This window comes from Amycolatopsis jiangsuensis, from assembly GCF_014204865.1.
In the GTDB taxonomy this organism is placed as follows: Bacteria; Actinomycetota; Actinomycetes; order Mycobacteriales; family Pseudonocardiaceae; genus Amycolatopsis; species Amycolatopsis jiangsuensis.
Genome location: NZ_JACHMG010000001.1, coordinates 2183509 through 2207779, shown reverse-complemented (window position 1 = coordinate 2207779; position 24271 = coordinate 2183509). Strand labels below are relative to the sequence as shown.

Annotated in this window: 17 protein-coding genes; 12 read left to right on the top strand and 5 right to left on the bottom strand. The window is 68.9% G+C overall.

Annotation, left to right across the window (positions count from 1 at the left end):
• Positions 1-38: 38 nt before the first annotated feature.
• Positions 39-824 (top strand): glycoside hydrolase family 16 protein, encoded by a 786-nt coding sequence (locus tag BJY18_RS09530; protein WP_184779523.1) that lies wholly within the window; start codon positions 39-41, stop codon positions 822-824.
• 77 nt (positions 825-901) lie between these two features.
• A complete protein-coding gene (locus tag BJY18_RS09525) occupies positions 902-1471 on the top strand; it encodes a TetR/AcrR family transcriptional regulator (protein WP_184779521.1) in 570 nt (189 codons plus the stop codon).
• A gap of 10 nt (positions 1472-1481) precedes the next feature.
• Here the strand turns inward: BJY18_RS09525 and BJY18_RS09520 are convergent, their stop codons facing one another.
• Positions 1482-2555 (bottom strand): J domain-containing protein, encoded by a 1074-nt coding sequence (locus BJY18_RS09520; protein WP_184779519.1) that lies wholly within the window; start codon positions 2553-2555, stop codon positions 1482-1484.
• Positions 2556-2889: 334 nt separating this feature from the next.
• On the opposite strand from BJY18_RS09520, the gene BJY18_RS09515 reads away from it, so the two are divergent.
• From BJY18_RS09515 to BJY18_RS09500, 4 genes are all read left to right on the top strand, one after another.
• Positions 2890-4329 (top strand): APC family permease, encoded by a 1440-nt coding sequence (locus tag BJY18_RS09515; RefSeq protein WP_184779516.1) that lies wholly within the window; start codon positions 2890-2892, stop codon positions 4327-4329.
• The gene (locus BJY18_RS09510; protein ID WP_184779514.1) at positions 4326-7169 is read left to right on the top strand and encodes a glycosyl hydrolase 2 galactose-binding domain-containing protein; all 2844 of its coding nucleotides are present in this window, start codon (positions 4326-4328) and stop codon (positions 7167-7169) included. Before BJY18_RS09515 ends, BJY18_RS09510 begins: the two co-directional genes overlap by 4 nt.
• On the top strand, positions 7166-8056 hold the full coding sequence (locus tag BJY18_RS09505; protein WP_184779512.1) for an ROK family protein: 891 nt from the start codon (positions 7166-7168) through the stop codon (positions 8054-8056). Before BJY18_RS09510 ends, BJY18_RS09505 begins: the two co-directional genes overlap by 4 nt.
• Positions 8057-8562: 506 nt before the next feature.
• Positions 8563-9840, top strand: a complete 1278-nt coding sequence (locus BJY18_RS09500; RefSeq protein WP_184779510.1) for a cytochrome P450 — start codon at positions 8563-8565, stop codon at positions 9838-9840.
• Positions 9841-10856: 1016 nt separating this feature from the next.
• Here the strand turns inward: BJY18_RS09500 and BJY18_RS09495 are convergent.
• A complete protein-coding gene (locus tag BJY18_RS09495) occupies positions 10857-12113 on the bottom strand; it encodes an IS256 family transposase (protein WP_184776778.1) in 1257 nt (418 codons plus the stop codon).
• 200 nt (positions 12114-12313) lie between these two features.
• Between BJY18_RS09495 and BJY18_RS09490 the strand changes: the two genes are divergently transcribed.
• The 4 genes from BJY18_RS09490 (at position 12314) to BJY18_RS09480 (ending at position 17058) form a co-directional block, all read left to right on the top strand.
• Positions 12314-13933 (top strand): ATP-dependent nuclease, encoded by a 1620-nt coding sequence (locus BJY18_RS09490; RefSeq protein ID WP_184779508.1) that lies wholly within the window; start codon positions 12314-12316, stop codon positions 13931-13933.
• Positions 13930-15501 carry a UvrD-helicase domain-containing protein gene (locus BJY18_RS09485; protein ID WP_184779506.1) on the top strand — a complete coding sequence of 524 codons (1572 nt, stop codon included), beginning with the start codon at positions 13930-13932 and terminating at the stop codon, positions 15499-15501. Before BJY18_RS09490 ends, BJY18_RS09485 begins: the two co-directional genes overlap by 4 nt.
• Positions 15502-15615: 114 nt before the next feature.
• On the top strand, positions 15616-15738 hold the full coding sequence (locus BJY18_RS37425) for a hypothetical protein (protein ID WP_281393657.1): 123 nt from the start codon (positions 15616-15618) through the stop codon (positions 15736-15738).
• Positions 15739-15852: 114 nt separating this feature from the next.
• Positions 15853-17058, top strand: coding sequence for an acyl-CoA dehydrogenase family protein (locus BJY18_RS09480; protein WP_184779505.1), 1206 nt, complete (start codon positions 15853-15855; stop codon positions 17056-17058).
• 217 nt (positions 17059-17275) lie between these two features.
• On the opposite strand, the gene BJY18_RS09475 is transcribed toward BJY18_RS09480, so the two are convergent.
• The 3 genes from BJY18_RS09475 to BJY18_RS09465 all read right to left on the bottom strand — a co-directional run bounded on the left by BJY18_RS09475 (position 17276) and on the right by BJY18_RS09465 (position 21094).
• The gene (locus tag BJY18_RS09475; RefSeq protein ID WP_184779503.1) at positions 17276-18892 is read right to left on the bottom strand and encodes a carboxylesterase/lipase family protein; all 1617 of its coding nucleotides are present in this window, start codon (positions 18890-18892) and stop codon (positions 17276-17278) included.
• Positions 18893-19127: 235 nt separating this feature from the next.
• Complete coding sequence (locus BJY18_RS09470) at positions 19128-19739, bottom strand: ketopantoate reductase family protein (protein WP_184779501.1); 612 nt, start codon at positions 19737-19739, stop codon at positions 19128-19130.
• A 206-nt stretch (positions 19740-19945) separates the two neighbouring features.
• Positions 19946-21094, bottom strand: a complete 1149-nt coding sequence (locus tag BJY18_RS09465; protein WP_184779499.1) for a GNAT family N-acetyltransferase — start codon at positions 21092-21094, stop codon at positions 19946-19948.
• 255 nt (positions 21095-21349) lie between these two features.
• On the opposite strand from BJY18_RS09465, the gene BJY18_RS09460 reads away from it, so the two are divergent.
• Together BJY18_RS09460 and BJY18_RS09455 are read left to right on the top strand one after the other, a co-directional pair.
• On the top strand, positions 21350-22747 hold the full coding sequence (locus BJY18_RS09460; protein WP_184779497.1) for a glutathionylspermidine synthase family protein: 1398 nt from the start codon (positions 21350-21352) through the stop codon (positions 22745-22747).
• A gap of 9 nt (positions 22748-22756) precedes the next feature.
• A complete protein-coding gene (locus BJY18_RS09455) occupies positions 22757-24190 on the top strand; it encodes an MFS transporter (protein ID WP_184779494.1) in 1434 nt (477 codons plus the stop codon).
• The last annotated feature ends 81 nt before the right edge of the window (positions 24191-24271 follow it).

Genomic DNA, 24271 nt, shown 5'->3' with positions numbered 1-24271 from the left:
GCCGGTTCCAGAGGAGCGAGTTCCAGAGGAGGAGACGGATGACGAACCGGACGAGGCGTGCCGCCGTGGCCGCCGTGGCCGGGCTCCTGCTCGGCGCGCAGATCGGTGCGGCGGGGGCGGAAGACCGGGAGCCGGACACGCACGCTCGCAAGCTGGTCGCCCAGGACGAGTTCACCGGAAACCGGCTCGACACGTCGAAGTGGTCGCCCTACGACGCGAAGTCCTCCAACGGCATCTCGCAGTGGACCCCGGACGAGATCGGCGTCGGCGGCGGAGAACTGCGGATCAACGGGCACGGCAAGGACCCGTCCGGCAAGGGAAATCGCTCCGGCGCGCTCTGCTGGTGCCGCGGGGCCGGTGACCAGGCCTACGGGCTCTGGATGGTCCGTGCCCGGTTCGACGCGGGCAAGGGCTACGGCGTCGCGATGCTGCTGTGGCCGCAGTCGAACCACTGGCCCGAGGACGGCGAGCTGGACATGGTGGAAAGCGCCCGGCCGGAACGCAACACCGCGCTCGCCTCCGTGCACTGGGGTTCGCTGCCGAACGGCCAGCGCGACAGCGGCAAACTCTGGGGCGACTACACGCAGTGGCACACCTACGCCGTGGACTGGCAGCCCGGGTTCGTCAAGTACTCGATCGACGGACAGACCGTGTACGACACCCGCTACAGCACGAAGAACCCTGGCATCCCGAAGAATCCGATGCACCTGGTCATCCAGCAGGAACCCGGCCCGTTCGGCGCGCCCGGCTGGATCCCTGCGCCGGACGAGTCGACCCCGGACCAGGTCACCACGCACGTCGACTGGGTCCGGATGTACGAATGAGCGGCGCCCGGCGGACCGCGGCTCAAGCGGAGGTAATCTCCACTCGGTAGTCTCCGCCTGTCACCGCGAGGTACCGCATGAACGCCGCCAAGCCGCTGCGTGCCGATGCCCGGCGCAATCGCGAGGCCCTGCTCGTCAAGGCCCGGGAGGTCTTCGACGCCGGGAAGTTCTTCGACCTGCGCTTCGACGATTTCGCCGGCCTGGCCGGCGTGGGCGTCGGCACGCTGTATCGCCATTTCCCCACCCGGGAGGCGCTGGCCGAGGCGGTCTACCAGGGCGAGATCGACGCACTGTGCGAGCGTGCCCGTCTGCTGCGGGCGACCGCACCCGCTGACGAGGCCTTGACGAACTTCCTGCGTGAAATGGTCGAGCACATCGACGCCCACCAGGGCCTCGCCCGGACGTTGGCGACGCTCATGGCCCACGGCTCGGGTGCGCGTGACGACGGCAGTCGCGCGCTGGAGCAGGCCGTCACCGAGTTGGTGGCCGCCGCCGTGCGGGAGGGAGCTGTCCGCGACGACGTCGGAGCCGGTGCCGTGATGATGGTGCTGCACGGGATCGGCGCGGCCCACGACCGCCCCGGCTGGCGGGCCGAGGCCGACGGTGTCATCACCCTCGTGCTGGACGGGCTGCGCCGACCGCGGTGAGCCTTCCGGCTCAGGCCGCCCGGCCGGTGCCGGTCACCCGGTCCCGCAGTGTCCGCAGCGCGTGGTGGTCCACAGTGGACGGTTCGGCGGCGAGCCAGCCGCCGATCTCGTGCAGGAACAGCTCGGGTGTCATGGGCGGGGCGGGTTCGCCGTCCGGCTCGGCCGTGGTCAGGCCGCCGTCGCGGCTGGGGTAGAGGATCATCGCGCCGCGCACCGCCACACCGGGCAGCAGGTCGCGGTAGCGCTCGAGGCTTTCCGCGAGCCGGCTGCCGCCGCCGCGGAACGGCCGCCCGTTGCGCAGCAGCCGTCCGTCGCGCGTGGTCTCGTAGTGCCCTGGCAGCCACTGCTTCGATTCGACCAGCACCAGCCGCCGCCCGCACAGCACCGCGTGGTCCACGTCCGCGAACACCGACCCCGGCCAGGACAGGCCGTGGAAGACGCGGGCGCCGGGCAGCCGGGTCAGGTAGCGCTGCAGCAGGTCCGCGGTGAGCCGTTCGGCCAGCTCGTCGGCCTCGGTACCGGGGCTGCCGAACACCGCGGCGCCGCCGAACTCCTCGGCGAACTTCTGCCGGGCACGGCGGGCGCCGAGGAAGCCACGGGCCAGCCGCTGCACCAGCACCGCGGTGCCCGCGGTCAGCGTCAGCCACACGATCAGCACCGGAGGGGTGAACTCCAGCCCCGCCAGCAGCGGCAGCAGCACCAGGACCAGCCCGGCGACCGCGGCCACGACCGGGGTGTGCCCCGGCGCGCGCCGCCGGCCGTGGCGCATCCGCCGGTCCGCACCGCCGAACGCCCACCAGGCCAGGTCCTCGGGGTCCAGCCCCGGCGGCTCCGGAACGTACCCGGGTTCCTCGCCGAACCGCCGCCGCGGCCGTGGCCGTGGCACGGTGACCGCGGCCGAGTCGTACCGCGCGCGGCGGACCGGATCGCCGAGGGTGTCGTAGGCCTCGTGCAGCAGCTGGAACGTGCCGACACTGCCGCCGGCGTCCGGATGCCGCGCCTTGGCCAGCCTGCGGTAGGCGGCCTTGATCTCCGTGGCCGACGCCGTCTTCCCCACGCCGAGCACCGCGTAGTAGTCCGGCACGATCGCGTTCCACCTCCGCCAAGCCTGCCCGCGCAACGATATGGGGTCGCCGAACCGGCCCGCCACCCACCTCCGCCGCGCGCCGGAGTGAACTCTGGTAGCGCCCTCGCCGTGCCGTGCCGTGCCGTGCCGTGCCGTGCCGTGCCCGCCCGCGCCGTGCCGGGCGTGCCGTGCCCCCGTGTCGTGCCGCCCGCGCCGCGATCGCCCTCCGCCCCGGCCCCGCCGCAGTCGCCCTCCGCTCCCGCCCTCCGTCCTCACCGGGGCCTTCACGGCCCTTCCGCTCCGGTGCGTTCTATGTTAAGAACCTTTACTAACTACTGGACGGAGGCGCGACGTGAGCTCATCCATCCGCCCCGGGGACTCCGCCACGGCGGAGCTTCCGCGGACCGGCCTCGAGCGGCGCATCGGGCCGCTGCAGGCGACCGCGATCAACATGACGCAGATGTGCGGGATCGGCCCGTTCGTCACGATCCCCGCGATGGTCGCGACGATGGGCGGCCCGCAGGCGATGTTCGGCTGGATCGTCGGCGCGCTCATCGCGCTGGCCGACGGGCTGGTGTGGGCCGAGCTCGGCGCGGCGCTGCCCGGCGCCGGCGGCACCTACATCTACCTGCGCGAGGCGTTCCAGTACCGGACCGGGCGGCTGATGCCGTTCCTGTTCGTGTGGAGCGCGGTGCTGTTCATCCCGCTGATCATGTCCAGCGGCATCATCGGCCTCGTCCAGTACCTCGGTTACCTGATCCCGGGGGTGGCGGGCGACGACGGGGTCACGCCGCTGGGCAAGGTCATCGGCGTGGTCGTGGTGGCGCTGGTGGTGCTCGCGCTGTTCCGCCGGATCGGGCAGATCGGCAGGCTCACCACCGCGCTGTTCGTGATCATGCTCGCCGCCGTGCTGACCGTGGTCGTCGCGGCGTTCAGCCACTTCGACGGCGGCCAGGCCTTCGGGTTCACGCCCGGCGCGTTCGGTGCCGGCGGCGCGTTCTGGGGCGGCCTCGGCGCCGGGCTGGTGATCGCGATCTACGACTACCTCGGCTACAACACCTCCGCCTACCTCGGCGGGGAGGTGCGGTCCCCTGGCCGCACCATCCCGCGGTCGATCGTCTTCTCGATCCTCGGCATCATGACGCTGTACTTCCTGCTGCAGGTGGGCGTGCTCGGCTCGATTCCGCTGGAGCAGCTGAAAACCGCGACGTCGGTGGCCTCCACGGTGCTCGAGCAGGCGTGGGGCTCGGTGGTGGCGAAGGTGGTGACCGTGTTCATCGTGGTGGCCGCGATCGGCTCGGTCTTCGCCGGTCTGCTCGGCGGATCGCGGGTGCCGTTCGAGGCCGCGCGCGACAAGGTGTTCCTCCCGATGTTCGCGAAACTGCACCCGAAGCTGAACATGCCCACCGCCGGTGTGCTCGCGATGGGCGTGATCACGGCGATCGGCTCGCTGTTCACCCTGACCGACGTGATCAACGCGGCGGTCACCGTACTCGTGATCATCCAGTCGCTGGCGCAGGTCGCCGCGATCTGGGTGCTGCGCAGGCGGCAGCCGGGCCTGCGGCGCCCGTACCGGCAGTGGCTCTACCCGGTGCCGACGCTCATCGCGCTCGCCGGCTGGGTCTACATCTACGTCTCCGCCACGACGCTCTCGATTCTGCTTTCGGTGGCGTGGATCCTGCTCGGCGTCGTCGCATTCCTCGTGTACGCGGCGGCGGAAAAGACCTGGCCGTTCGGGCCGAAGGAAATCCGCGAGGCGTTCGTCTCGCCGGCCGAAGGGCGCCGGGCATGAGGAAACCGCTGATCGCCGGAATCGCCGCGCTGGTCCTGCTGCCGGGCGTGCTGAGCGCACCGGCGTCCGCGCAGGCCCCGGCGCTGCCCTCGCAGCCGCACGGGAAGTCCGTCGTGGGCCGGGCCGGCTGGCAGGTGCTGACCACGGCGAAGGTCCCCGACGGCGGTGAGAAGGTGTCGCAGCCGGGCTACTCGACGTCCGGCTGGCTGCCGGTGAAACCGGACGACGCCGGCGCACCGGGCACCGAGATCACCGCGCTGCTGCAGAACGGCCGGTGCCCGGACGTCTTCTACTCCGACACCATGCGCAAGTGCTTCGGATACGTCGACAAGCTCGGCCCGGTGACCACCAAGCCGTTCTCCGACCCGTGGTGGTACCGCACCGACTTCAATCCGGGGTTCCGGCAGGGGAAGAACGCGAAGCTGACCATCCCGGGCATCGTCGGCGAGGGCGACGTGTGGGTCAACGGCACCCAGGTCGCCGGCCGTGACCTGGTGAGCGGCGCGTTCGCCGCACACACTTTCGACGTCACGAAGCTCCTGCGTCCTGGCAGGAACAGCCTGGCGGTCAAGGTGTATCCGAACGATCCGACGAGCATGTACACCGTCGACGGCGTCGACTGGGGGCAGATCCCGCCGGACAACAACACCGGCATCCAGTACCCGCCCACCCTGCAGTTGTCCGACACACTCACCGGCGACAACGCACACGTCGTGCAGGACAACGCGGCTGATCTGTCCACGTCCTCGCTGACGGTGAAGACGGACGTGACCAACAACGCCGATACCGCGCAGACCGGTGACGTGTCGGCCACAGTCACCCCGCCCGGGGCAGGTGCGCCGGTCTCGATCACGCAGCGGGTCACCGTGCCCGCGCGCCAGAAGCTGACGGTGTCCTTCACGCCCGCGAAGTTCCCGTCACTCAAGATCCGCGACCCGCAGGTGTGGTGGCCCTACTCGATGGGCAAGCAGCCGCTGTACACCCTGCGCACCGCGGTGGCCCAAGGCGGAGCCGTCTCCTCGTCCACTTCGGACACTTTCGGAATTCGCACGATTTCCTCGCGGCTGGTCGGGAAGTCCGAGCAGCTGCCCGAGGGGGCGCGGCAGTTCTCGGTCAACGGCAGGGACTTCGTCTTCCGCGGTGGCGGGTTCGCACCGGATCTCTTCCTGCGCTACGACAAGGCCGACACCGCGCACCAGATCGCGCTGATCAAGAACCTGGGACTCAACGGCGTGCGGCTCGAGGGCCACGACATGCCGCAGGACTTCTACGAGCAGGCCGACCGGGCGGGGCTGCTGGTGATGGGCGGGTTCCTGTGCTGTGACGCCTGGCAGCCGGAAAAGCCGGACACACTGACCGAACGGGATTACCGGATCTTGCACGATTCGGCCTCCGCGATCGGGCGGGCCGAACGCCACCACCCGAGTGTGTTCACCTACGGCTGGAGCGACAACGAGCCGGTGCCCCGGCAGGAAAGCGAGACGCTGGAAGCCTTCCGTGACGCCGATTTCGACGTCGAGATCGTCGCGTCCGCGGAGTACAAGAGCACCCCGACCCTCGGCAATTCCGGGGAAAAGGAAGGTCCCTACGACTGGGTCCCGCCGTCCTACTGGTACGACACGACGCACTTCGATCCCAGCGACAGCAGCCGGACCAATGCCGGCGGTTCGTGGGGATTCGCGAGCGAGCAGAGCGCGGGACACACCGTGGCCACGCTCGATTCGCTCAACCGGTTCCTCTCGCCGGAGGAACGGGCGAAGCTGTGGCAGGACCCGGCCTACAACCAGTACCACGCCAATTTCGAGCCCGGCCACGGCGGATACGCCTTCGGAACTCTGTACACTTTGGACCAGTCGATCGAGAAGCGATACGGTGCCTGGGATTCGCTGGAGTCCTACGTGCAGTCCGCCCAGATCGCCAACTACGAGAACACCCGGTCGCAGTTCGAATCGTTCCTGGCGCATTCCACCGACCGCGACAATCCGTCCACCGGGGTCGTGTACTGGATGCTGAACAAGGGCTGGCCGACGCTGCTGTGGTCGCTCTACAACGACGACGGCGACCAGCCGGGTGCGTTCTTCGGTGCGAAGAAGGCGAATCATCCGCTGCATGCACTGTATGCCTACGACACCGGCACGGTCACCCTGGACAATCTCGGCGCGGCCACGCAGTCCGGGCTTTCGGTGCAGGCGAAGGTTTACGACACCGCGGGCAAGGTGCTCGACGATCAGACCGCGAGTGGCCTCGGGCTGGGCAGCCAGGGCGTGCACCCCGGGGTGCTGAAGCCGAAGGTGCCGGCGGAGACGAAGGCCCCGGCGCCGGCCCAGGTGTACTTCGTGGAACTGCAGGTGCGCCAGGGCGGGAAGGTCGTGGACCGCAACGTCTACTGGCTGTCGACACAGAAGGACGTCGTCGACTGGGACAAGACGCTTCAGCAGCCGCAGGCGACACTGAGCCAGTACGGTGACCTGAGCGCGCTGCGCGACCTGCCGGAATCGCGGATCGGCGTGACCACCTCGACCCGCGACGCCGCCGGGCCGGACGGCGCGGACACGGCGACCACGGTGACCGTCACGAACACATCGAAGACGCCTGCGGTCGCGTTCTTCCTGCGCGCGGACGTGCGGCGCGGCACCGCGGACGGGCACCCGGCGGCCGGGGACAACCAGCTCGCCGCGGCGACCTGGGACGACAACGACATCACGTTGTGGCCGGGACAGTCGCAGACGCTGACGGTGACCTACCGGTCCGCTGACCTGCACGGTGCGCCCGCGGTGGTCAGCGTGGGCGGGTCGAACACCGACCAGGTCGTCACCCCGGCCCGCGGGGCACACGGGTGAGCGCGGACGACCACATCCTCGGCATCGATTTCGGCGGTACCAAGGTCGCGCTGGGGCTGGCCGACCGCACCGGGAAGCTGCTGGCGACCCGACGGCTGGACACCGACGCGGCGGCCGGGGCCGGGCAGGTCGTGAGCCGTGCCCTCGCCGCGGCGGCAGGGCTGGTGGCAGGCGAACGGTCAGTGCTCGGCGGGATCGGCGTGGTCAGTCCCGGCATCGTGCTGCCGGACCGGATCCTGCTGGCGCCCAATGTGCCCGGGTGGGAACGGCTGCGGCTGGCCGAACGGGTGTCGGCGGAATTCCCCGGTGTCCCGGTGACCGTGGGCACCGACGCGAAGGCGGCGGCACTGGCGGAAAGTACCTGGGGCACGCTGGCCGGGGCCGATCCGGCGGTGTTCCTCTCGCTGGGCACCGGGATCGCGGCCGCCGTGCTGGTCGGCGGCCGGGTGCTGACCGGTGCGCACGGCGCGGCCGGGGAGATCGGCTACAACCTGCGGTTCCCGCAGGACTGCGCGGGTTTCGCCGGCGGTGCGGCGCCGCTGGAGGAGGCGGTCGGTGGGCGGGGCCTGGGCGGCCGGGCGAGCGAGGCGCTGGGCCGGACGGTCACCGCCGGTGAGCTGTTCGCGCTGGCCCGCGAGAACGCCGAGGCCAAGGAGCTGGTCACCGCGGCACTGGACGAGCTGTCGATGCACGTGGCGAACCTGGCCATCGCCTTCGACCCCGAGCGCATCGCGGTGGGCGGCGGACTCGTCCGCTCCGCCGACGTCCTGCTGCCGGCCCTGCGGGAACGCCTCGCCGCCGCGGTGCCGTTCCCCCCGGACCTGGTCCCGGCCCGCTTCGACCAGGACGCCGCCCTGCTTGGCGCGGTCGCCCTCGCTTTGGGCTGAGTTCCGGTGCGCCCCTGCCCTTCGTCCGGAACCAGCCTGCCGTTGCCGCGGGGTGAGCCCGTTCCGACGCTCCGCGGTGGGGAACTCGGTCAGATCCGTTCGGCCACCAGGTGCCAGACGGGCATCACGACCATGCCGCCCGCTCTGGTGTCGATCGGGCCGGGCTCGGGAAGCTCGCTCCGGGCAGCTCGCCACCGGTCGGCGCAGGGCGCCGAGCATCCCGGGGACACCGGACTGGTGTAGTACCCCGACGCGCCCCGCCTGTACGCGCACGCGGCGCAGCTGAACGACGTGGCCGGCGGCGACAACGTGCAGAGCGAGGACTGCGGCCGCGACTACCTCCGCACCGCGGTCGCCGGCTATGACGGACCCACGGGCAACGGCACCCCGGACGGACCGGCGGCGTTGCGACCCGCTCCGGGAGTGGTCACGGCCGCGGCCCGCGAGCGTGACCGGTGTCTCCGTCGCTGGTCGGTGCCACCGGGCGGTGCGGTAGGGTCGCGGACATGGGGAGTCTCCGCTCGCGTGTCCTCGCCTGGGCCGGCCGCCGGTACATCGCCCGCCAGCAGAAACGCGGCTTCAACCTGGAGAAGATGGCGCTGCTGCCGGACGCCGCGCTGCTGCCGATGCGCCGGGAGGGGCTCGACCCGCTGCCCGAGCTCGCCCGGCGGCGGGAGGAGGCGCCGATCAGCAAGCTCGACCTGCCGTTCGGCATGAACGCCTGGCTGGTCACCGGGCACGCGGAAGCCAAGGCCGTGCTCGGCAAGGTCTCCGAGTTCAGCAACGACTTCACCAACCTGGTCGGCAGCGCGGGGGTCACCGAGGACCAGAACCCGGGCGGGCTCGGGTTCGCCGATCCGCCGGTGCACACGCGGCTGCGGAAGCTGCTCACGCCCGAGTTCACCATGCGTCGGCTGTCCCGCCTGACGCCGCGGATCGACGAGATCGTGGCCGGGCAGCTGGACGCGATGGCCGCCGCGGACGGGCTGGTGGACCTGTGGGAGTCGTTCGCGCTGCCGATCCCGTCGCTGACCATCTGCGAACTGCTCGGCGTGTCCTATGAGGACCGCGCCGACTTCCAGCGGCTGAGCACGGCGCGGTTCGACCTGTTCGGTGGCGCGGGCGCGTCGCTCGGTGCGATGTCGGAGTCCCTGCAGTACCTGCGGGAGATCGTGAAGAAGCAGCGTGCGGAGCCGGGGGACGGCCTGCTGGGCATGCTGATCAAGGAGCACGGCGACGAGATCTCCGACGAGGAGCTGGCCGGCCTCGCCGACGGTGTGCTGACCGGGGGCCTGGAAACCACCGCCAGCATGCTGGCGCTGGGTGCCTTGGTGCTGCTGCGTGATCCGGCCGCGTTCGAGGCGGTGCGCGGTGACGAGGAGTCGGTGCACCGGTTCGTCGAGGAGCTGCTGCGGTACCTGACCGTGGTGCAGATGGCGTTCCCCCGGTTCGCCAAGCAGGACATGGACATCGCCGGCGTCCACATCGGCGAGGGCGACATCGTGCTGGTGTCCCTGTCGGTGGCCGACCGCGACCCCGCACTGGGCACCGGCGACATGAACCGATTCGACCCGACGCGCGAACCGTCGTCGCACCTGGCGTTCGGTTTCGGCATCCACCGCTGCATCGGAGCCGAACTGGCGAGAATGGAACTGCGCACGGCCTACCCGGCCCTCGTCCGGCGCTTCCCGGACCTCCGGCTGGCCGTGGCACCGGAAGAACTGGAATTCCGCAAGGTGTCCATCGTGTACGGCCTCGATTCCCTGCCGGTACAGGTGAGCTGACCGTCTCCCGCAGGCGCGGGGTCGGCCACCCCGATCGCCCGCACCCCGATCGCCCGCACCCCGGCCGTCGCGCAGCGGCTGTTCCAGCGCCCGCCAGGTCTCCACGTAGCGGTCCCGACCCGGCTGCGGCCAGTGGATCAGACACAGGTCCGCCACGCCCAGGCCGAGCGCTTCGGCGCTGCGGTCGAACACGCGGAGCGTTGATGCTAAGCGTGGTCTGAGTTCCACAGCCGCGGGGTGGGGAACCGGCTTGGCTGCTTGCCGTTGGCTTGGCGGTCGGGGGTTGGTTCGGCTTCTCGCCGTCGGCTGGCGGAGCCAGGTGAACGGCTCGCTTCTCGCCGTTGGCTTGGCGAGTCGGGGGTTGGTTCGGTTCTTGTCGTTGGCTTGGCGAGCCAGGTGACCGGCTCGGCTTCTCGCCGTGGCAGGTGACCGGCTCGGTGTGCCGCCGTTGACGACTGGCCGAGCCAGATGGCCGGTGCGGCTGTCCGCTGGTCCGTACCCGAGCTTGCGGTCGACAGAACGAGACCGATATCCCGACTCGGGGCGGCGTGATAGGTCTGTCCTCGGTGGCTCGGTGGCTCGGTGGCTCGGTGGCTCGGTGGCTCGGTGGCTCGGTGGCCGCGTAGTTCGGCGGGCTCGATTGCTCGACGGTGTGGCGGCTGGGGTCCGACAGTCGCACGGCCGCGCAGCTCGACCGTTCGGGTCTCGACGGCCGCGCAGCTCTCTTGCACGCGGAGCCTGCGGCCGCTCAACCGCCGAATTTTGACAGCCGTACGGCTCGGTGGCTTGGATTGTCAGTGTCTGCATGGCTTGGCGCTTCTGTGGTCGGGTGTTGATGGCCGTACAGCTCGGTGGCCTGGGTCATCGGCAGCCGCACAGTTCGGCGGCTGGGTCATCGGCGGCGCATGGTTCGGCGGTTCGTCGCCGGCCCCGGCAGCTTGATTCCCGGGGCTCGGACGGTCACGTCCGGCGGAGTGGTGTATGAGATCGACTCCGCGTGATCTTGGTTCGGGATTCTAGGCGGTTATTGCCTCGGTTGTCATGAGTGCCTCGCTGCCGGTCGGTGCGGCTTCGGTGGTGACGATGCGGATGCGTGAGCGGGCCAGTAGATCGAGGCCCATGTAGCGGCGGTTCTCGGTCCACTCATCACTCTGTTCGGCCAGGACGGCGCCGACGAGGCGGATCAGGGAGTCGCGGCCGGGGAAGATCCCGACCACGTCGGTGCGACGGCGGATCTCCTTGTTCAGTCGCTCTTGAGGGTTGTTCGACCAGATCTGGCGCCAGACCTCGCGCGGATATGCGGTGAACGCCAGCAGCTCATCGCGGGCGTTGTCGAGGTGCTCGGCTGCGTCGGGCCAGCGCGCGGTGAGAGTGTCGACCACGCGTCCGTACTGGGCTGTGACGGCGTCGGCGTCGGGCTGGTCGAAGATCGTGCGCACCTGCGTAGCGACATGCGGCTGCGCCGACTTCGGAACACGGGAGAGCAGGTTACGCAGGTAGTGGGTGCGACACCGCTGCCACGCCGCACCCGGCAACGCCGAGGCGATCGCCGCCACCAAGCCGGGATGGGCGTCGGAGATGACGAGCTGGACCCCGGACAGGCCGCGGGCGACCAGACCGCGCAGGAACGCCAACCAGCCCGCTCCGTCCTCGCTGGAGGCCACATCCAGGCCGAGGATCTCGCGGTGCCCGTCGGCGTTCACCCCGGTCGCGAGCAGCGCGTGCACGTTGACCACCCGGCCGTCTTCGCGGACCTTCACCGTGAGCGCGTCGACCCACACGAACGTGTACGGGCCCTGGTCGAGCGGGCGCTCGCGGAACGCGGCGACCTGCCCGTCGAGGTGCGTGGCCATCTCGCTGACCTGCGAACGCGACAGCGACTTCACCCCGAGTTGTTCGGCCAGCTTCTCCACCCGCCGGGTGGAGACACCGAGTAGGTAGGCCGTGGCCACGACGGTGACCAGGGCCTGCTCGGCGCGGCGGCGGTGGGTCAGCAGCCAGTCCGGGAAATAGGAGCCCTGGCGCAGCTTCGGCACCGCCAACTCGATCGTGCCCGCTCGGGTGTCCCACTCCCGGGCCCGGTAGCCGTTGCGCTGGTTCGTCCGCTCGCTGCTGCGCTCGCCATAGCCGGCCCCGCACTGCTGATCGGCCTGCGACGACATCAACGCGTTCGCCATCGTCGCGATCATCGTCTGCAACAGATCCGGCGACACACCCGCCGAGGCGAGCTCCTCGACAAGCTGGGCAGGGTCCACACTGTGTGGTGCGGCCATCGTGGTGGTCCTTCCTGGAGTTCCTTGGTCGGTACTCGAGAAAGATCACGCGGTGGCCGTCTCACGTCACGACGCCACGCCGCTCACCAGCGACGAACCCGTACACCACCTCCGCGGACGTAACCCCAACTTACGGCCGCGCTTGATCAGCAGAGGGCTCGAGCGACCGCCGGCTTCAGCAAGTTGAGACGAGGACGCTCGTGAAGATCCAAAGCATCACTGTCGAGAACCATCGCCGACTGCGTGACCTTGCTATCGAGGTCAGAGGACACGCGGTCATCGTCGGAGCGAACGATGTCGGCAAGACATCGCTGCTGAGATTGCTGAACCTGCTGCTGGGGGCGACGGCCGGTCAGCTGTATTCGGCGTTGACGTTCGAGGACCTTGCTGACCAGGCCAAGCCGATGACAGTGGAAGTCGAGTTCGGCGGATTCACCGACGCGGAACGGACTGTGTTCCCGCACGAGATCTCGATCGCGCAAGGCGGTCATCAGGAGAGCTTGCGCCTGCGCCTGACGGCCGCGGCCGATCCGGATGATCCGGAGTTGCTGACCATCGAGCGATGGTTCCCCGACTCCGGGCATCAACGGTCGCCGTCTCGCGAGCAGTTCGCCGCGATCGGCTGGAGGTACCTGCCAGCCACCCGAACCGCGAACGCTGCGCAGCTGGATGGCCCGAAGAGCGCGTGGCAGGCCCTGCTGTCGGCGGTCGACCTCGGAGAGGCGCGGACGAGCCTGGCTGGTCTGTTGCAACAATTCAACACCACGCTAAGCAGCAGCGTCACTCTCGAGCAGCTTCGCGGGCAGATCGCGGCACACCTGTCGAAGTCGATGCCGACCGGGGTGGCGGCGGACGAGCTGGTCGTGCGCACCTCCGCGGATCCGGCGGTGTCGGCGCTCGAGAACGTTTCGCTCTTTTTCGACCGCGGAGGCCAGCATGTGCCGGTGTCCGAGCAGTCGGATGGGCTGCGCCAGTTGATGATGATGACGCTGTTCGACCTGGCGCAGGGAGCGGCGAACATCGTGGCGATCGACGAGCCGGAGCTGCACCTGCACCCGGCCAGCCAGCGCACGATGGCCGAGCTGCTGCAAAGCTCGGCGAACCAGAAGATCGTGGTCACGCACTCGCCGTACATCGTGCACCGCTTCGACCCGTCGCTCGTCGTCACCATCACCCCGGACGGGCAATGCCACCAGGTCGCCGAGAATAAGATGACCCAGGTCCAGAGAGTGTTGGCGAACTGGTGGTCGCCGCGTCTGCTGGAAGTCCTGACCTCCCGCTACGCCCTGATCGTTGAAGGGCTCTCGGACCGGATCTTCGTGGAAGCCGCCGCGGAGGCGATGAACATCAGCTTGAGTCGGCTCGGCGCGGTGGTGTTCGAGCTCGATGGCGCGGACAAGTTCCGCCACGTCCACAAGTTGCTGGGCAAGGACGGGTTCGGCATTCCGATGCTCGGCCTGGTCGACGACGCCGAGCAGGGCAGCTGGCACGTCGGGTTCGGCGGCAGCCCGAAGAAGGCCGTGGGCAAGGGCCTGTGGGTCTCCACGCCTGACCTGGAGGGTGAGTACTGCACGGGCTTAGGCGGCCCCGCCGTCGCACAGATCCTGGTCCAAGCCGGCGTGTGCCGCGAGAACGGTGTGCTGCAGGCGTGCCAGGCAGCCAGCTACGCCGACATCGCACCCGAGCCACTGGCCGAGTTCTGCCGTGGCATCAAGGTCACCGCCGCGGTTGCGGTCTCCGCGGCGCTGACCGAGCACACCGTCGCGAAAGTCCCGAGCGTTCACGGCCTGCTGGACCGACTGCGAACGGATGCCGCATGACGACGACACCGCTGCTGGCCGATCCGCGACCGGCGATCGCCACCAGCGAGCTCGCCAATCTCCTGGTAGTGGCCCCGCCGGGATGCGGCAAGACCGAGGTCCTCGCCCAGCGTGCCGCGTTCCTCATGGGGCGGCTTAAGCCCGGTCAGCGAATCCTGGTATTGACGTTCTCGAACAAGGCGCGGCAGAACCTGCGTGAACGGCTGGTCCGGGAGCTCGGGCCGGCGCAATGCCGCCGGTATGTGACCGTTCGGAACTTCCACGGTCACGCCGCGGAGGTCTTGCGTGCCCACGCTCGCACAATCGGCCTGGCGCCAGATTTCTCCCAGCCGTGCAGGCAGACGCTCAAGACTGCGATCAAGCCCCACGCCGCGAAGCTGCCACCAGGCGATGCTGTAGCGATCACTCGCGAAATCGAAGAGGCCTTGAGCGCGGCAAAGCAGCAACCGCTCGACGACCACGAAGTCCTCGTTGCCTTGGCCAACGCGGGCAACGGCAAAGCTCTGGACATCGAACGGAGCCGGCAGAACACCGGGCAGTTGCACTACGACGATCTGCTGCGCCACGCCCAGCGCCTGCTGCGAATACAAGCGGTGGCGAACCTGTATCAGCAGCACTACGGCGCACTGTTGGTTGACGAATTCCAGGACTTGACCCCGCAGCAGCTCGACATCGCGCTGCGGACGGTCTCTAGCTATCGCACGTTCGTCGGCGATCCCCTGCAAGGCATCTATACCTTTGCCGGGGCACGGCCGGACCTGGTGGAAGCCGAGCTGCGTCAGTTGTGTGGTGAGCCGATGCGACTGACCACTTCCTACCGGTCCTCGCCGGCGGTGCTGGCGGTGGTCAACCCGGTCGCCGAATCGATGGGAAGCCCACCCCTGACGTCTGCGAACTCCGAGCAGTGGTTCGAAGGAGGGGCCTCTACCGCGATCAGGTTCACCACCGAAAACGCCGAAACCGAGTGGATTGTTGACACCGCTCGCAGCATCCTCGCGCGCGACCCTGCCGCTACGATCGGAGTCATCGCCCGGTCCAGCTTCCGCCGGGAAAACGTCGACACTGCGTTCACGGACGCGGATGTTCCCTCGACTCAATGGGACTTGGCGGTCCAGAACCCGCAAATCATGGAGACACTCCGGATCGCCGCCAAGGGACTTGCAGCGTCAGCGTCACTAGACAAGCTGAAAGATCGCGCCTTGACCGGTGTGCCCGCGGCTGATGTCGACACGCACCAGGAGATAGCGGACGCGATCAGCCAGTTGAAAGGATCTGCCTCCCAGGCTGGGACGATCGGTGAAGCGTTCACACGATTGCCGGAGCGTGACCCGAGCGCGGCGATCGGGCCGGGTGTGCATCTGCTGTCCGCGCATACCGGGAAGGGACAGCAGTTCGACTGGGTGTTCGTGCCGGGCTTTGAAAGGGGCCACATCCCCGATTGTCTGGCCTGGATCCGCCGCCAGGGCGCGGCGTATCTTCGCCCCAGCTGTGTCAGGGTGTCGGGTCATTCTGTGCCTGGACATGACGGGCTCCGGGCGGTGAGCGCCCGGGCGGTGCGGGGCCACTAAAACGAGGGTCCGGGGCCTCGCCTCGTCCGGCGCGCATCCGCCGAGGTGACCGACTTTGCAAGGCAACCGCCACGGCCGGCGAGCGTCGGCGGCGAATCCGTACCCCGTCCCTGCGTGTTCGCCCGCTGTCAGATCGTCGAATACCCGCCGCTTGACGAACCCCCGGGCGAGATCAAGCTGACCCTGTCCTTTGTGGACCCGGCGGGATTCGTCGAGGACTGCGAGGGACAGCCTTGACCACCGTCTTCTGACGCTGCTAGCTTGAAGAAGACAGACCGTTCTATCTCTTCAGCTTCACCCTCTGGCCTGCCGGCCAGGAGGCAACGGGCTCACCGAGAACAAGTAGGCCGCTTGGCGCGGCGAGCCTTTCAAGGAAGAAGACATCACATGACAAAGACGGCTCGATACACGTCGGAGGCGGCCGAGGCCCTGGTCGCGCGCGCACGTGCGGCTGTGCCGGTGCTGGCCGCGCACGCAGGCGTCACCGACCAACAGGGACGCGTTGCTTCGGAAAGCCTCGAGGTGTTGCGTGAGGCCGGCTTGTTCGCGCTGGGCACGCCGGTCGAGTTCGGCGGCACGGACGTCGATCTGGTCACGCAGGTGCAGGTGCTGTCCGAGTTGGGGCGTGGCTGTCCGTCTTCGGCATGGCTGGTGACGATCTCGGCGGGAACGAAGGATCATTTTTCCCGGCTGTTTCCCAAGGAAGTGCTCGCAGAGGTCTACGCCCAGCCGGACGTGCGGTGGTGTGGCGGTGCAACGCCCGGCGAGGCCGTGGCAGCCCCGGGTGGGTCGCGGGTCAGCGGGCGCTGGGCATACGCCTCCGGGGCCGAGGATGCTCACTGGGCGTTGCTGTCCGTGGTGTCCGTGCGGGACGACGGCGTGCCTCAGGTGGGCGGTGCGCTCGTGCCGATGTCCGAACTGGCCATCGACCGGACCTGGCGCGTGGCCGGGTTCCAGGGCACTGGCAGCCACACGGTTGTCGCCAATAATGTGTTCGTTCCCGCGGAGCGAATGATCCAGTTACCGCGCGGCCTCGGTGGCGCCCCCGACGTCACGCTCGGCGAGCCGCTGAGCATCGTCTCCCAGTCGGTCGCGGTCGCGGGGGTCCTGGCCGGTGCGGCGCGCGGTGCGCTGGACGTCGTGGAGGCCGTTGTCGGTACGCGCAAGCCGCCAATCTCGCCGTACGACAGCCTCGCCGAGTCGGCCTCGGCGAGGCACGTGTTCGCCACGGCTGAACACATGGTGACCAGTGGTTACGACCGGTTGGTCAGCCTGGCGGGCCGCATCGCCGACCAGGCCCCCGGTGAAGAAGTCACCGACGTGCAGCGGTCCGCCTTGCGGATGGAGTTGGTGTCGGTTCTCCAGCAGTTCCAGCGTGCGGTCGACCTGCTGCTGGATCTGCACGGCTCCAGCGCATTCGCCCTCGACAACCCGTTGCAGCGATTCTGGCGGGACCTCAACGTCGGTGCCCGCCACGCCCAGCTGTCCACCTACCTCACCACCGAGAACCACGGGCTGCTGGTGACCGGGGCGGGCGGACCGCTCCTCATGGGCTGAACGTCCGACAGCGGGAAGCCGTCGAAGACGTCAGTTTCAGGATGAGCTGGCGTGTCTTCGGTCGCGGTACCGGATACTCCAGAGGTCAGCTTGGCGACCGGACACCGGATGCTTCGCGACGCCGACATGGCTCGGAGCCTGGACGATCGGAACCTCGAGCGGCGGCAGCCGGTGACGGTGGCTCTCCCGCCCCCCCCCCGGGAGAGCCACCGGTCCGTCAGGAGTGGGACTGGGTCTTCCAGAAGTCCCAGTCGTGCTCGGCGGCGAACTCGGCCGTGCTGGTGACGTCGGCGCGACCGTCGCCCAGCGAGACCGCGGCTGGGAGCCGGGGCCAGCTTGTCGTTGGCGAATGGCCGTTGGGGTTTCCGGTGCGCGCGAATTCCGCCCAGAATCCGATCATGCGTTGCGACAGGCGTTGCTGCTCGGCGGTGAGCCGCAAGGGCAGGTCGGCGACGTCGAAGAGGTAGGGCAGTTCCGCGGTGTGGTAGGCGCCCAGGTCGAAGTCCGATCCCGGCAGCGTGGGCGCGTCGTCGGTGAACTCGTAGGCGTAGACGGGAGCGTTGCGGGCGAGCTGGAGGCCCTGCTCGCGCACGTCGCTGACCCAGCCGTCGGTCAAGGCACGGCCCAGCGTGATGGCCGGCTGGTCGCCGGGGTTCAGGGGGTAGTGCGCCAGGGCGGCCGGGCCACCCATGGACGTGAGGATCGCTCCGTAGTTTTCGGAGGTCACCGGATCGCCGGACTGCGACCGCAGGAACCCGAATACGCGCATTTCGTCCTTGGTGGTGCCCGTCAGCACCGGCACCTTGGCCGCCCGGCCCGCCCGGATCGCGGTGGCCGGGTCCTCGGGCAGCACGGTTCCGCCCGACACCAGCCACGGCCCGGTCGCGTAGTCCAGACGGCCGAGGGGCACCGGGAAGGCCAGCTTGCCCTGCTCGGCGGTGATCGTCTTGGCGTCAAGGGCGCGCAGCCGGGCCGCCAGACCCGGGCCGCGCTTGACGCCGAGCGTGTCGCCGGTGAACCGCTTGCTCGCCTCCTGGGCGGCCTTCAGCGGAACGGTCGACGAGGCGTCGCCGCTCTCCAGGATCGCCGCGTCAAACAGCCCGCGGGAGCCCGGGGCCACCAGGTGCGCCGCGACAGAGATGCCGCCCGCGGACTCCCCGGCGATGGTGACCCGGCCGGGGTCGCCCCCGAAGGCGGCGATGTTGCGCTGCACCCAGCGAAGCGCCGCCTGCTGATCCTGCAGTCCGTAGTCGCCGCCGGTGCCCTCGGGGTCGAGGGCGGGGTCGGCGAGGAAGCCCAGTGCGCCGAGCCGGTAGTTGACGGAGACCGTGACGATGCCCTTCTTGGTCAGCTTCGTCGTGTCGTAGGCGTCACCGCTGCCGCCGGTGAAGGAGCCTCCGTGGATCCACACGAGTACGGGGTTCTTGTGGGCGTCGGGGGTGGTGCGGACGGTGAGGTTGAGGCTGTCCTCGCTCACTGGCTGCGGGGTGCGGCCGGGGGCGAGGTTCACGGGCAGCAGGCCGAAGCTGTCTTCCGGCTGCATCGCGCGGTTGCCGGGGCGGGTGGTGTCCCGGACTCCGTGCCAGGAGGCCGCCGCGGCGGGTGCTTTCCATCGCAGGTCGCCGGTGGGCGGCGCGGCGTACGGGATGTTGTGGAAGGCGAGAGTGCCCTGCTCGACCCGGCCGTGGATGGCCCCGGTCTCGATCCGCACCTGGTCGGAGATGTGCGTGGCGGCGTGCGCCTGCGCCGGGAGGATCCCGACTGTCAGAAGCAGCGCAGCGAACAGCGCCTTGACAGACGTGGCTGTCCACGGCCTGTGTAGCGGGTACTTCATTGGTACGTTCTTTCCCTTCGCGGAACGAATAGGCGGGCTCCATCACGACGGCGGTGTCGCCGGACATCGTCGTGCTTCTCCAGCCCAGAAGCGCTTTCTGCACCGACGCTAGGCATCCTCCCGGCGGGCTGGGAGGGTGTACTGCACCCACTGTGATCTGCGCCGCGCGGTGCTCGGTGTGGACAACCGGTGGTACTGCCGTCGGAAACTAGTTCCTCCGCGCGGAAAGATGCGCTCAGAGTGCGAATACGGTCTCCAGTGACGCGAGCCGCGGCATCGGGAACCCGATTCTCCGTGCTTCCGCGAGTACGTCTCTGGCGTAGAGGCCGGCACTCTCCCGAGTCATGTGCCCCGTCCGTTCCACCTCTTCCATGATGAAGCTGTACAGGTTCTTACCGGCCAGGAGTCTGTGCAGGAGGAAGCCGAGCAGCTCTGCGGGGACACGCGAGATGAGGGCGGCACCCCTGCCTGGTGTTCCTCCTCGGGCCTGCACCAGCGGAATCATTTCGCGCACCAGGAGAACGGACTGCTTGACCGCCTCGCGCGAGGCGACCAGGCGCGCCTGTCCTCCCACCGCCAGTCCCTGAGTCAGGAGTCCGGCGTCCATGATGAAGTGGATCCAGAGCCAGGTGCGGAAGTCCGGTTGCTCGGACACTGAGAAGCCGGCGTCCTTGAAGAGGGCTCGGACGGTCTGGTACCGCTCGGTCCGGTTCGAGCCTTCGCAGAAACCCATGAAGATGTTCTTCAGGACGCCACCGCGGAGGGTGGAGCCGGTGAAGCCCCCACCACCGCCGGGGAATGCCCAGACGGCTTGCGTGTAGAGCCGGTGTTCTTGCCCGGCCAGCACAGGTAGTAGGCGACTGTCGCTTCGTGAAACTGACCCCCAGGAGTCCCAAGAGATCGCCGGGGGTCGAAGTTCCCGAGGCGTTGACAGAGCGCGGCAGCGGCTGTGAATCGTCGCTCTGTTATCGGCATGTGCTTCGCGGACCGGCTGCCCCGGACGTCGGGGTGCACGGTGATGCCGACGTGGACGACCCCGCCAGGCAGCAGGCCTCAGCAGTACAGCTTCCAAAGGTCGTGATCCAAAGCCTCGGCAATTGCTGGGGACGAGTCTTCCAAGCCGGCGAGCTGAGCGCGGTTGTGCTCGCGAATCTCGCCATCGTGGCCGACCAGCGGGCTGTCCCTGGACAGGTCCAGCAGCCACAACGGCCGGAGCGTCGCGCCGCGCAGTACTTTTCCCTCCGCCGAACCCGCGCCCGCGTGTAGCCAGCGCACGCCGGGGAGCCGCGCCGCCATGTAGTAGGTGAGGTTGAAGTATTCGGCGGCCGAGGCGAGCCGGCTGTGATCGAGGCCGTGCGCCCGCAGGTAGACGGTGTCGCCACACCGGTAGTACAGGCAGAAGCCGATGGGTGGTTCACCGGGCCGCGAGCACAGCGCTACCTCGGCACGCGAACCGGCCAGTTCGCCCTGCTCGCGCAGGGAGCCGGCCATCGGAGCCACGTCGACGTTCCGGCCGTAGCGACGCAGCGACAGGGCCAGCAGCCGGGCGGCGTCCGGCCAGGCCTCGCCGAGCGTCCGGTGCTCCACCTCGTACCCGGCCTTTTCGAACTTCCGCACTTCGCTGCGGATCCGGCGGGCGCGGTGTGCCGAAAGGGATTCCAGCCATGCGTCGTAGCCACCGGGTGGGATGTGGATCCAGGCGTCGGTCGTCAACGCGATCGGGACGGTGTGGCATCCCGCCGCGCGCAACGTCGTGACGTCCTCGGTGGTCAGATACATCGCCACGCGGGCGATCTTCGACGCCTCGTGCAGCGGTGAGCGCAGCGCACGCACGGCGTCGAGCAACTCGGCGGCGGCCTCGGTCCGGTCGGCACCGTCTTCGGTCAGCAGATGTGCCAGATAGCCGCGGCGCTGGCCGATGAGAAGACCGCCCGGCTCGGGTGCCGGCAGGCCGCGTGCGGCGAGGACGTCGTGCCACCGCATGTCCGGAGTGGGGGCGTCGGTCACCGCCGCTACCGGAACCGCGGCCCGGCCGCCGCCCCGGGTCTTCACGCACAGCCCGCCGGAAACCGCTCCGGGCTCCAGGGCGCAGATTTGCAGCCACAGCGCGGACGAGTAGAACCTGTTGCCGGCGAGCCGATCCCACTCGCTGTCCTCAAGACCGCCGATGGCATCGGCGAAAGTGTCCGCCGTGGCGGGCATGGTGCCTCCCGTGATCTCGGCTCGACCGTGCCCGCGAGTGGTATTCCCGGGTCCTTGGAGCAGTTCATTGATAACACAGATTCGCGCCGTCCGCGGCGGACGTGAGCGGGCAGTTGAGCCGCGCTTGAGTCGCCTGGATTTGTCCGCATCAGCCGTGAATGTAGCCGCAATTGAGTGTGGCGGTAGTCCGGAGTGGAACAGTGAATCCGGTGGGCCGTGGAGGTCCGGTCAGCATCGAGCAAGAGTGGAGAATTCATGTCGGCGGAGCGGGTGGCGGCCCAGTACAACGAGGAGCTCTGCGCACCGGGCGGCGACCTGCGCGAGGTCATCCCGCACGTCAAGAAGTACCCGACGCTCGCGGCTTGGAACGGCAAGTACCTGGCCCGGCCTCTCTTCGTCGACGAACGTGAGATTCACCGGTTCGCCGAAGACCTGCGGCACCTTGTCGACCTGACTCTTTCCTTGCCGGATCGGATGTTCGACGGCAATTTGGACAAGTTCCGGTCGGTCCTCGACATCGGCGACGGCCGCTGGGCGGCGATACGGGAGTTCGATGATCTGCTGCCGCCCTGCTATGGCCGGGCCGACATGTATCACGACGGTACCTCGTTCAAGCTCCTCGAGACCAACTTGGGAAGCGAGTGTGGCGGCTGGGCCCTCGCGAGTGAGATTTCCCAGGCGATGATGGAGGTCGACGCCTTCGCCGGCTTCGCGCGCCGGAACCAGCTTGGTTACGTCCACCCCGTTCGCGCTGTGGTGGAGACGCTGCGCCGCTTCGGTGCGCGGGTGGCACCCGGGCGCGAACCCGTGGTGGCCTTGCTGGAATGGCGTGGTGGCCTGGAGGTCTACGGTGAGCTCTGGCGCAACTTCCAAGCCGCACTGCGCTCGGCGGGCCTCGACATCCTGGTGGCCGAGGTTCCCGACGTGCACGAACGCGGCGGGGCGCTCTACCTCGGTGATACGAAGATCGACGTGGTCTACCGCGCCTTCGTCCCGGACCAGATCGTCGAGGAGCCTGACGGCTGGGACCTGGTCGCACCCGTGTTGCGTGCGCACCGGGCTGGCCGCGTGCACCTGTGGACTCCGTTGTCCAGCAATGTGTTTGCCAATAAGGCCTGTCTGGCTCTGCTTTCGGACCCGGCGTGGCGACGCGCGCTCGGCGAGGACGAATGCCGGCTCGTCGATCGAGTCCTGCCGTGGACCCGGCTGATCAACACCGAAGCGCTCCGTACCGACCTGTTCGACGAATGCCTGGCGCGGCGCGATCAGTTGATCCTGAAGGTCAACGCGCGTGGTGGTGGTGTTGGTGCCGTGGTGGGCTGGGAAACCGACGATGTCATGTGGCGGCAGGCGCTGGAGACCTCGGCCGTCGAAGGATGTGTCGTGCAGCAGAGGGTGAAGCCGCGACCTGAGTTCGTGGTGAACCCGGTGGCCGGGAAAGCCGAGGAATGGCATGCGGCTTACGGTATGTTCTACACGCCTGAAGGTTTCGCGGGGCTGCGCGCAAAGGCGGTGCCTGCCGGTTCGGGAAGCATTATCTCCTTCACGTCCCATGCGGACGCGCACGCCGCGGCTGTCTTCCAGCAGCGCGAGCTGCCGGCCGAGGTGGCCGATCTGCCGCAAGGCGCAGTGCCCGCTGATGCGGCGAAATAACGAGAAATCATGACGGGGCAGCATTCCACCGTGCCTTCGGCATGGCAGCGAACGCAGGCGTTCTGGGGCCTGCCGGACCTCACGGGAAAGGGTCGGTTCGTCTCGGCCAACCTGATCGACAGTCTGGGAAACGGGTTGGTATCGGCGTTCACCGTCGTCTTCTTCGTGAAGACGACTTCGCTGTCGCTGGTCGCCGTCGGTACCGCGCTGACCGTTGGCCAGCTGCTCGCCCTGCCGGTTCCACTCTTGGTCGGGCGTCTGTTGGACCTTTGCGGTCCGCGCACCGTGATCGCCGCGGGCAACTGGGTGTCTGTCGTCGGATTCATCGGTTTCCTGTTCTCGCATTCGGCCTGGCAGATCGCGCTGTGGCAGTTCGTCGTGCAACTCGGTGCCACGGCATTCTGGATGGGCAACAACCCCCTTATCGTGCTGATCTCCCGAGGCGTCGAGCGGGCCCGCTGGTTCGGCTTGGCCCGTGCCTTGCGCAATGTCGGCGTGGGTGTCGGTGCCGCCGCGTCCGCGGTAGCTCTGAGCATCGGAAGCGCCGGCTGGCTGCGGGGGATCATGGTGATCAACGCGGTCACGTTCGCTGTCGCGGGCTGGCTCGTGATCACCTTCCGGAATGTGGACGCGAGCAAGCCGGCCGGCGGCGGGCCCGTGGAGCCGAAGCCCGCCGGCACACGGCGTGCCGCGGGGGAAACCGTCGCACGAGCTCCCGGCGGAAGCGTGCTGAAGGACACGAAATACCTTCGGCTGGTTGCGGCAAGTATCTCGTTCGCTTTCGCGTCCACAGTGCTGAAGGTGCTGCTCGCTGTCTACGTGGTGGACAACCTCGGCATCGGCTCCGGGATCGTCGGCGTGCTGGTCGTGCTGAACACGGGCATGGTCGCAGTGCTCCAGACCCTCGCCGGCCGGTGGATCGAATACCGCAGGCCAGGAGCGGTGCTGGTGCTGGCGCTGCTGCTCAACGCAACGGCGTTCATCGTCTTCGGCACGCTGCTCTTGGTGCCTCGCTGGGCGGTGATCGCCGGGCTGCTGATCGCGGTGGTGCTTTACACCATGGCCGAGATCCTCAGCTCGCCGCCGATCAGCGGACTGAGCGTCGTGATGGCGCCCGAACACCTGCAAGGCCGGTATCTGGGTGTCTACAACCTGTCCTGGTCGGTCGGCGGCGCCTTCGCCCCGGCGTTGCTCACCGCCCTGTTGGCGGGCGGTGCGGTGCTGCCCTGGGTGTTTCTCGCCGGGATCAGCGTGTTGTCCGTACCGCTCGTGTTCGGACTCGGACGGCAGCCCGCGGGCTTGGCCGAGGTCACACCGGCCGGGGAGGTCGCGCAGGGGGAGCGGCTTGCCGACGGCCACCCGCCGAATGCGCGGCCGGTGCTCGGCGGTGGCGAGGAAAAGGCGTCGTCAGGCACCCCGCCGGGGTCTGCCACCCCACAGTGAGCCATCCCGAGCCGCGGCGGAGATCGGCGAGGCTCTCGTCGAAGCGCTGGACGCCTCGCCGCCGACACCACCTGCACGAAG

Bases quoted from the DNA above. Each gene is read 5' to 3' on its own strand.
- BJY18_RS09500 (WP_184779510.1), top strand. From the start codon at position 8,563: ATGGGGAGTCTCCGCTCGCGTGTCCTCGCCTGGGCCGGCCGCCGGTAC.
- BJY18_RS09530 (WP_184779523.1), top strand. From the start codon at position 39: ATGACGAACCGGACGAGGCGTGCCGCCGTGGCCGCCGTGGCCGGGCTC.
- BJY18_RS09510 (WP_184779514.1), top strand. From the start codon at position 4,326: ATGAGGAAACCGCTGATCGCCGGAATCGCCGCGCTGGTCCTGCTGCCG.
- BJY18_RS09495 (WP_184776778.1), bottom strand. From the start codon at position 12,113: ATGGCCGCACCACACAGTGTGGACCCTGCCCAGCTTGTCGAGGAGCTC.
- BJY18_RS09485 (WP_184779506.1), top strand. From the start codon at position 13,930: ATGACGACGACACCGCTGCTGGCCGATCCGCGACCGGCGATCGCCACC.
- BJY18_RS09475 (WP_184779503.1), bottom strand. From the start codon at position 18,892: ATGAAGTACCCGCTACACAGGCCGTGGACAGCCACGTCTGTCAAGGCG.
- BJY18_RS09455 (WP_184779494.1), top strand. From the start codon at position 22,757: ATGACGGGGCAGCATTCCACCGTGCCTTCGGCATGGCAGCGAACGCAG.
- BJY18_RS09465 (WP_184779499.1), bottom strand. From the start codon at position 21,094: ATGCCCGCCACGGCGGACACTTTCGCCGATGCCATCGGCGGTCTTGAG.
- BJY18_RS09460 (WP_184779497.1), top strand. From the start codon at position 21,350: ATGTCGGCGGAGCGGGTGGCGGCCCAGTACAACGAGGAGCTCTGCGCA.
- BJY18_RS09525 (WP_184779521.1), top strand. From the start codon at position 902: ATGAACGCCGCCAAGCCGCTGCGTGCCGATGCCCGGCGCAATCGCGAG.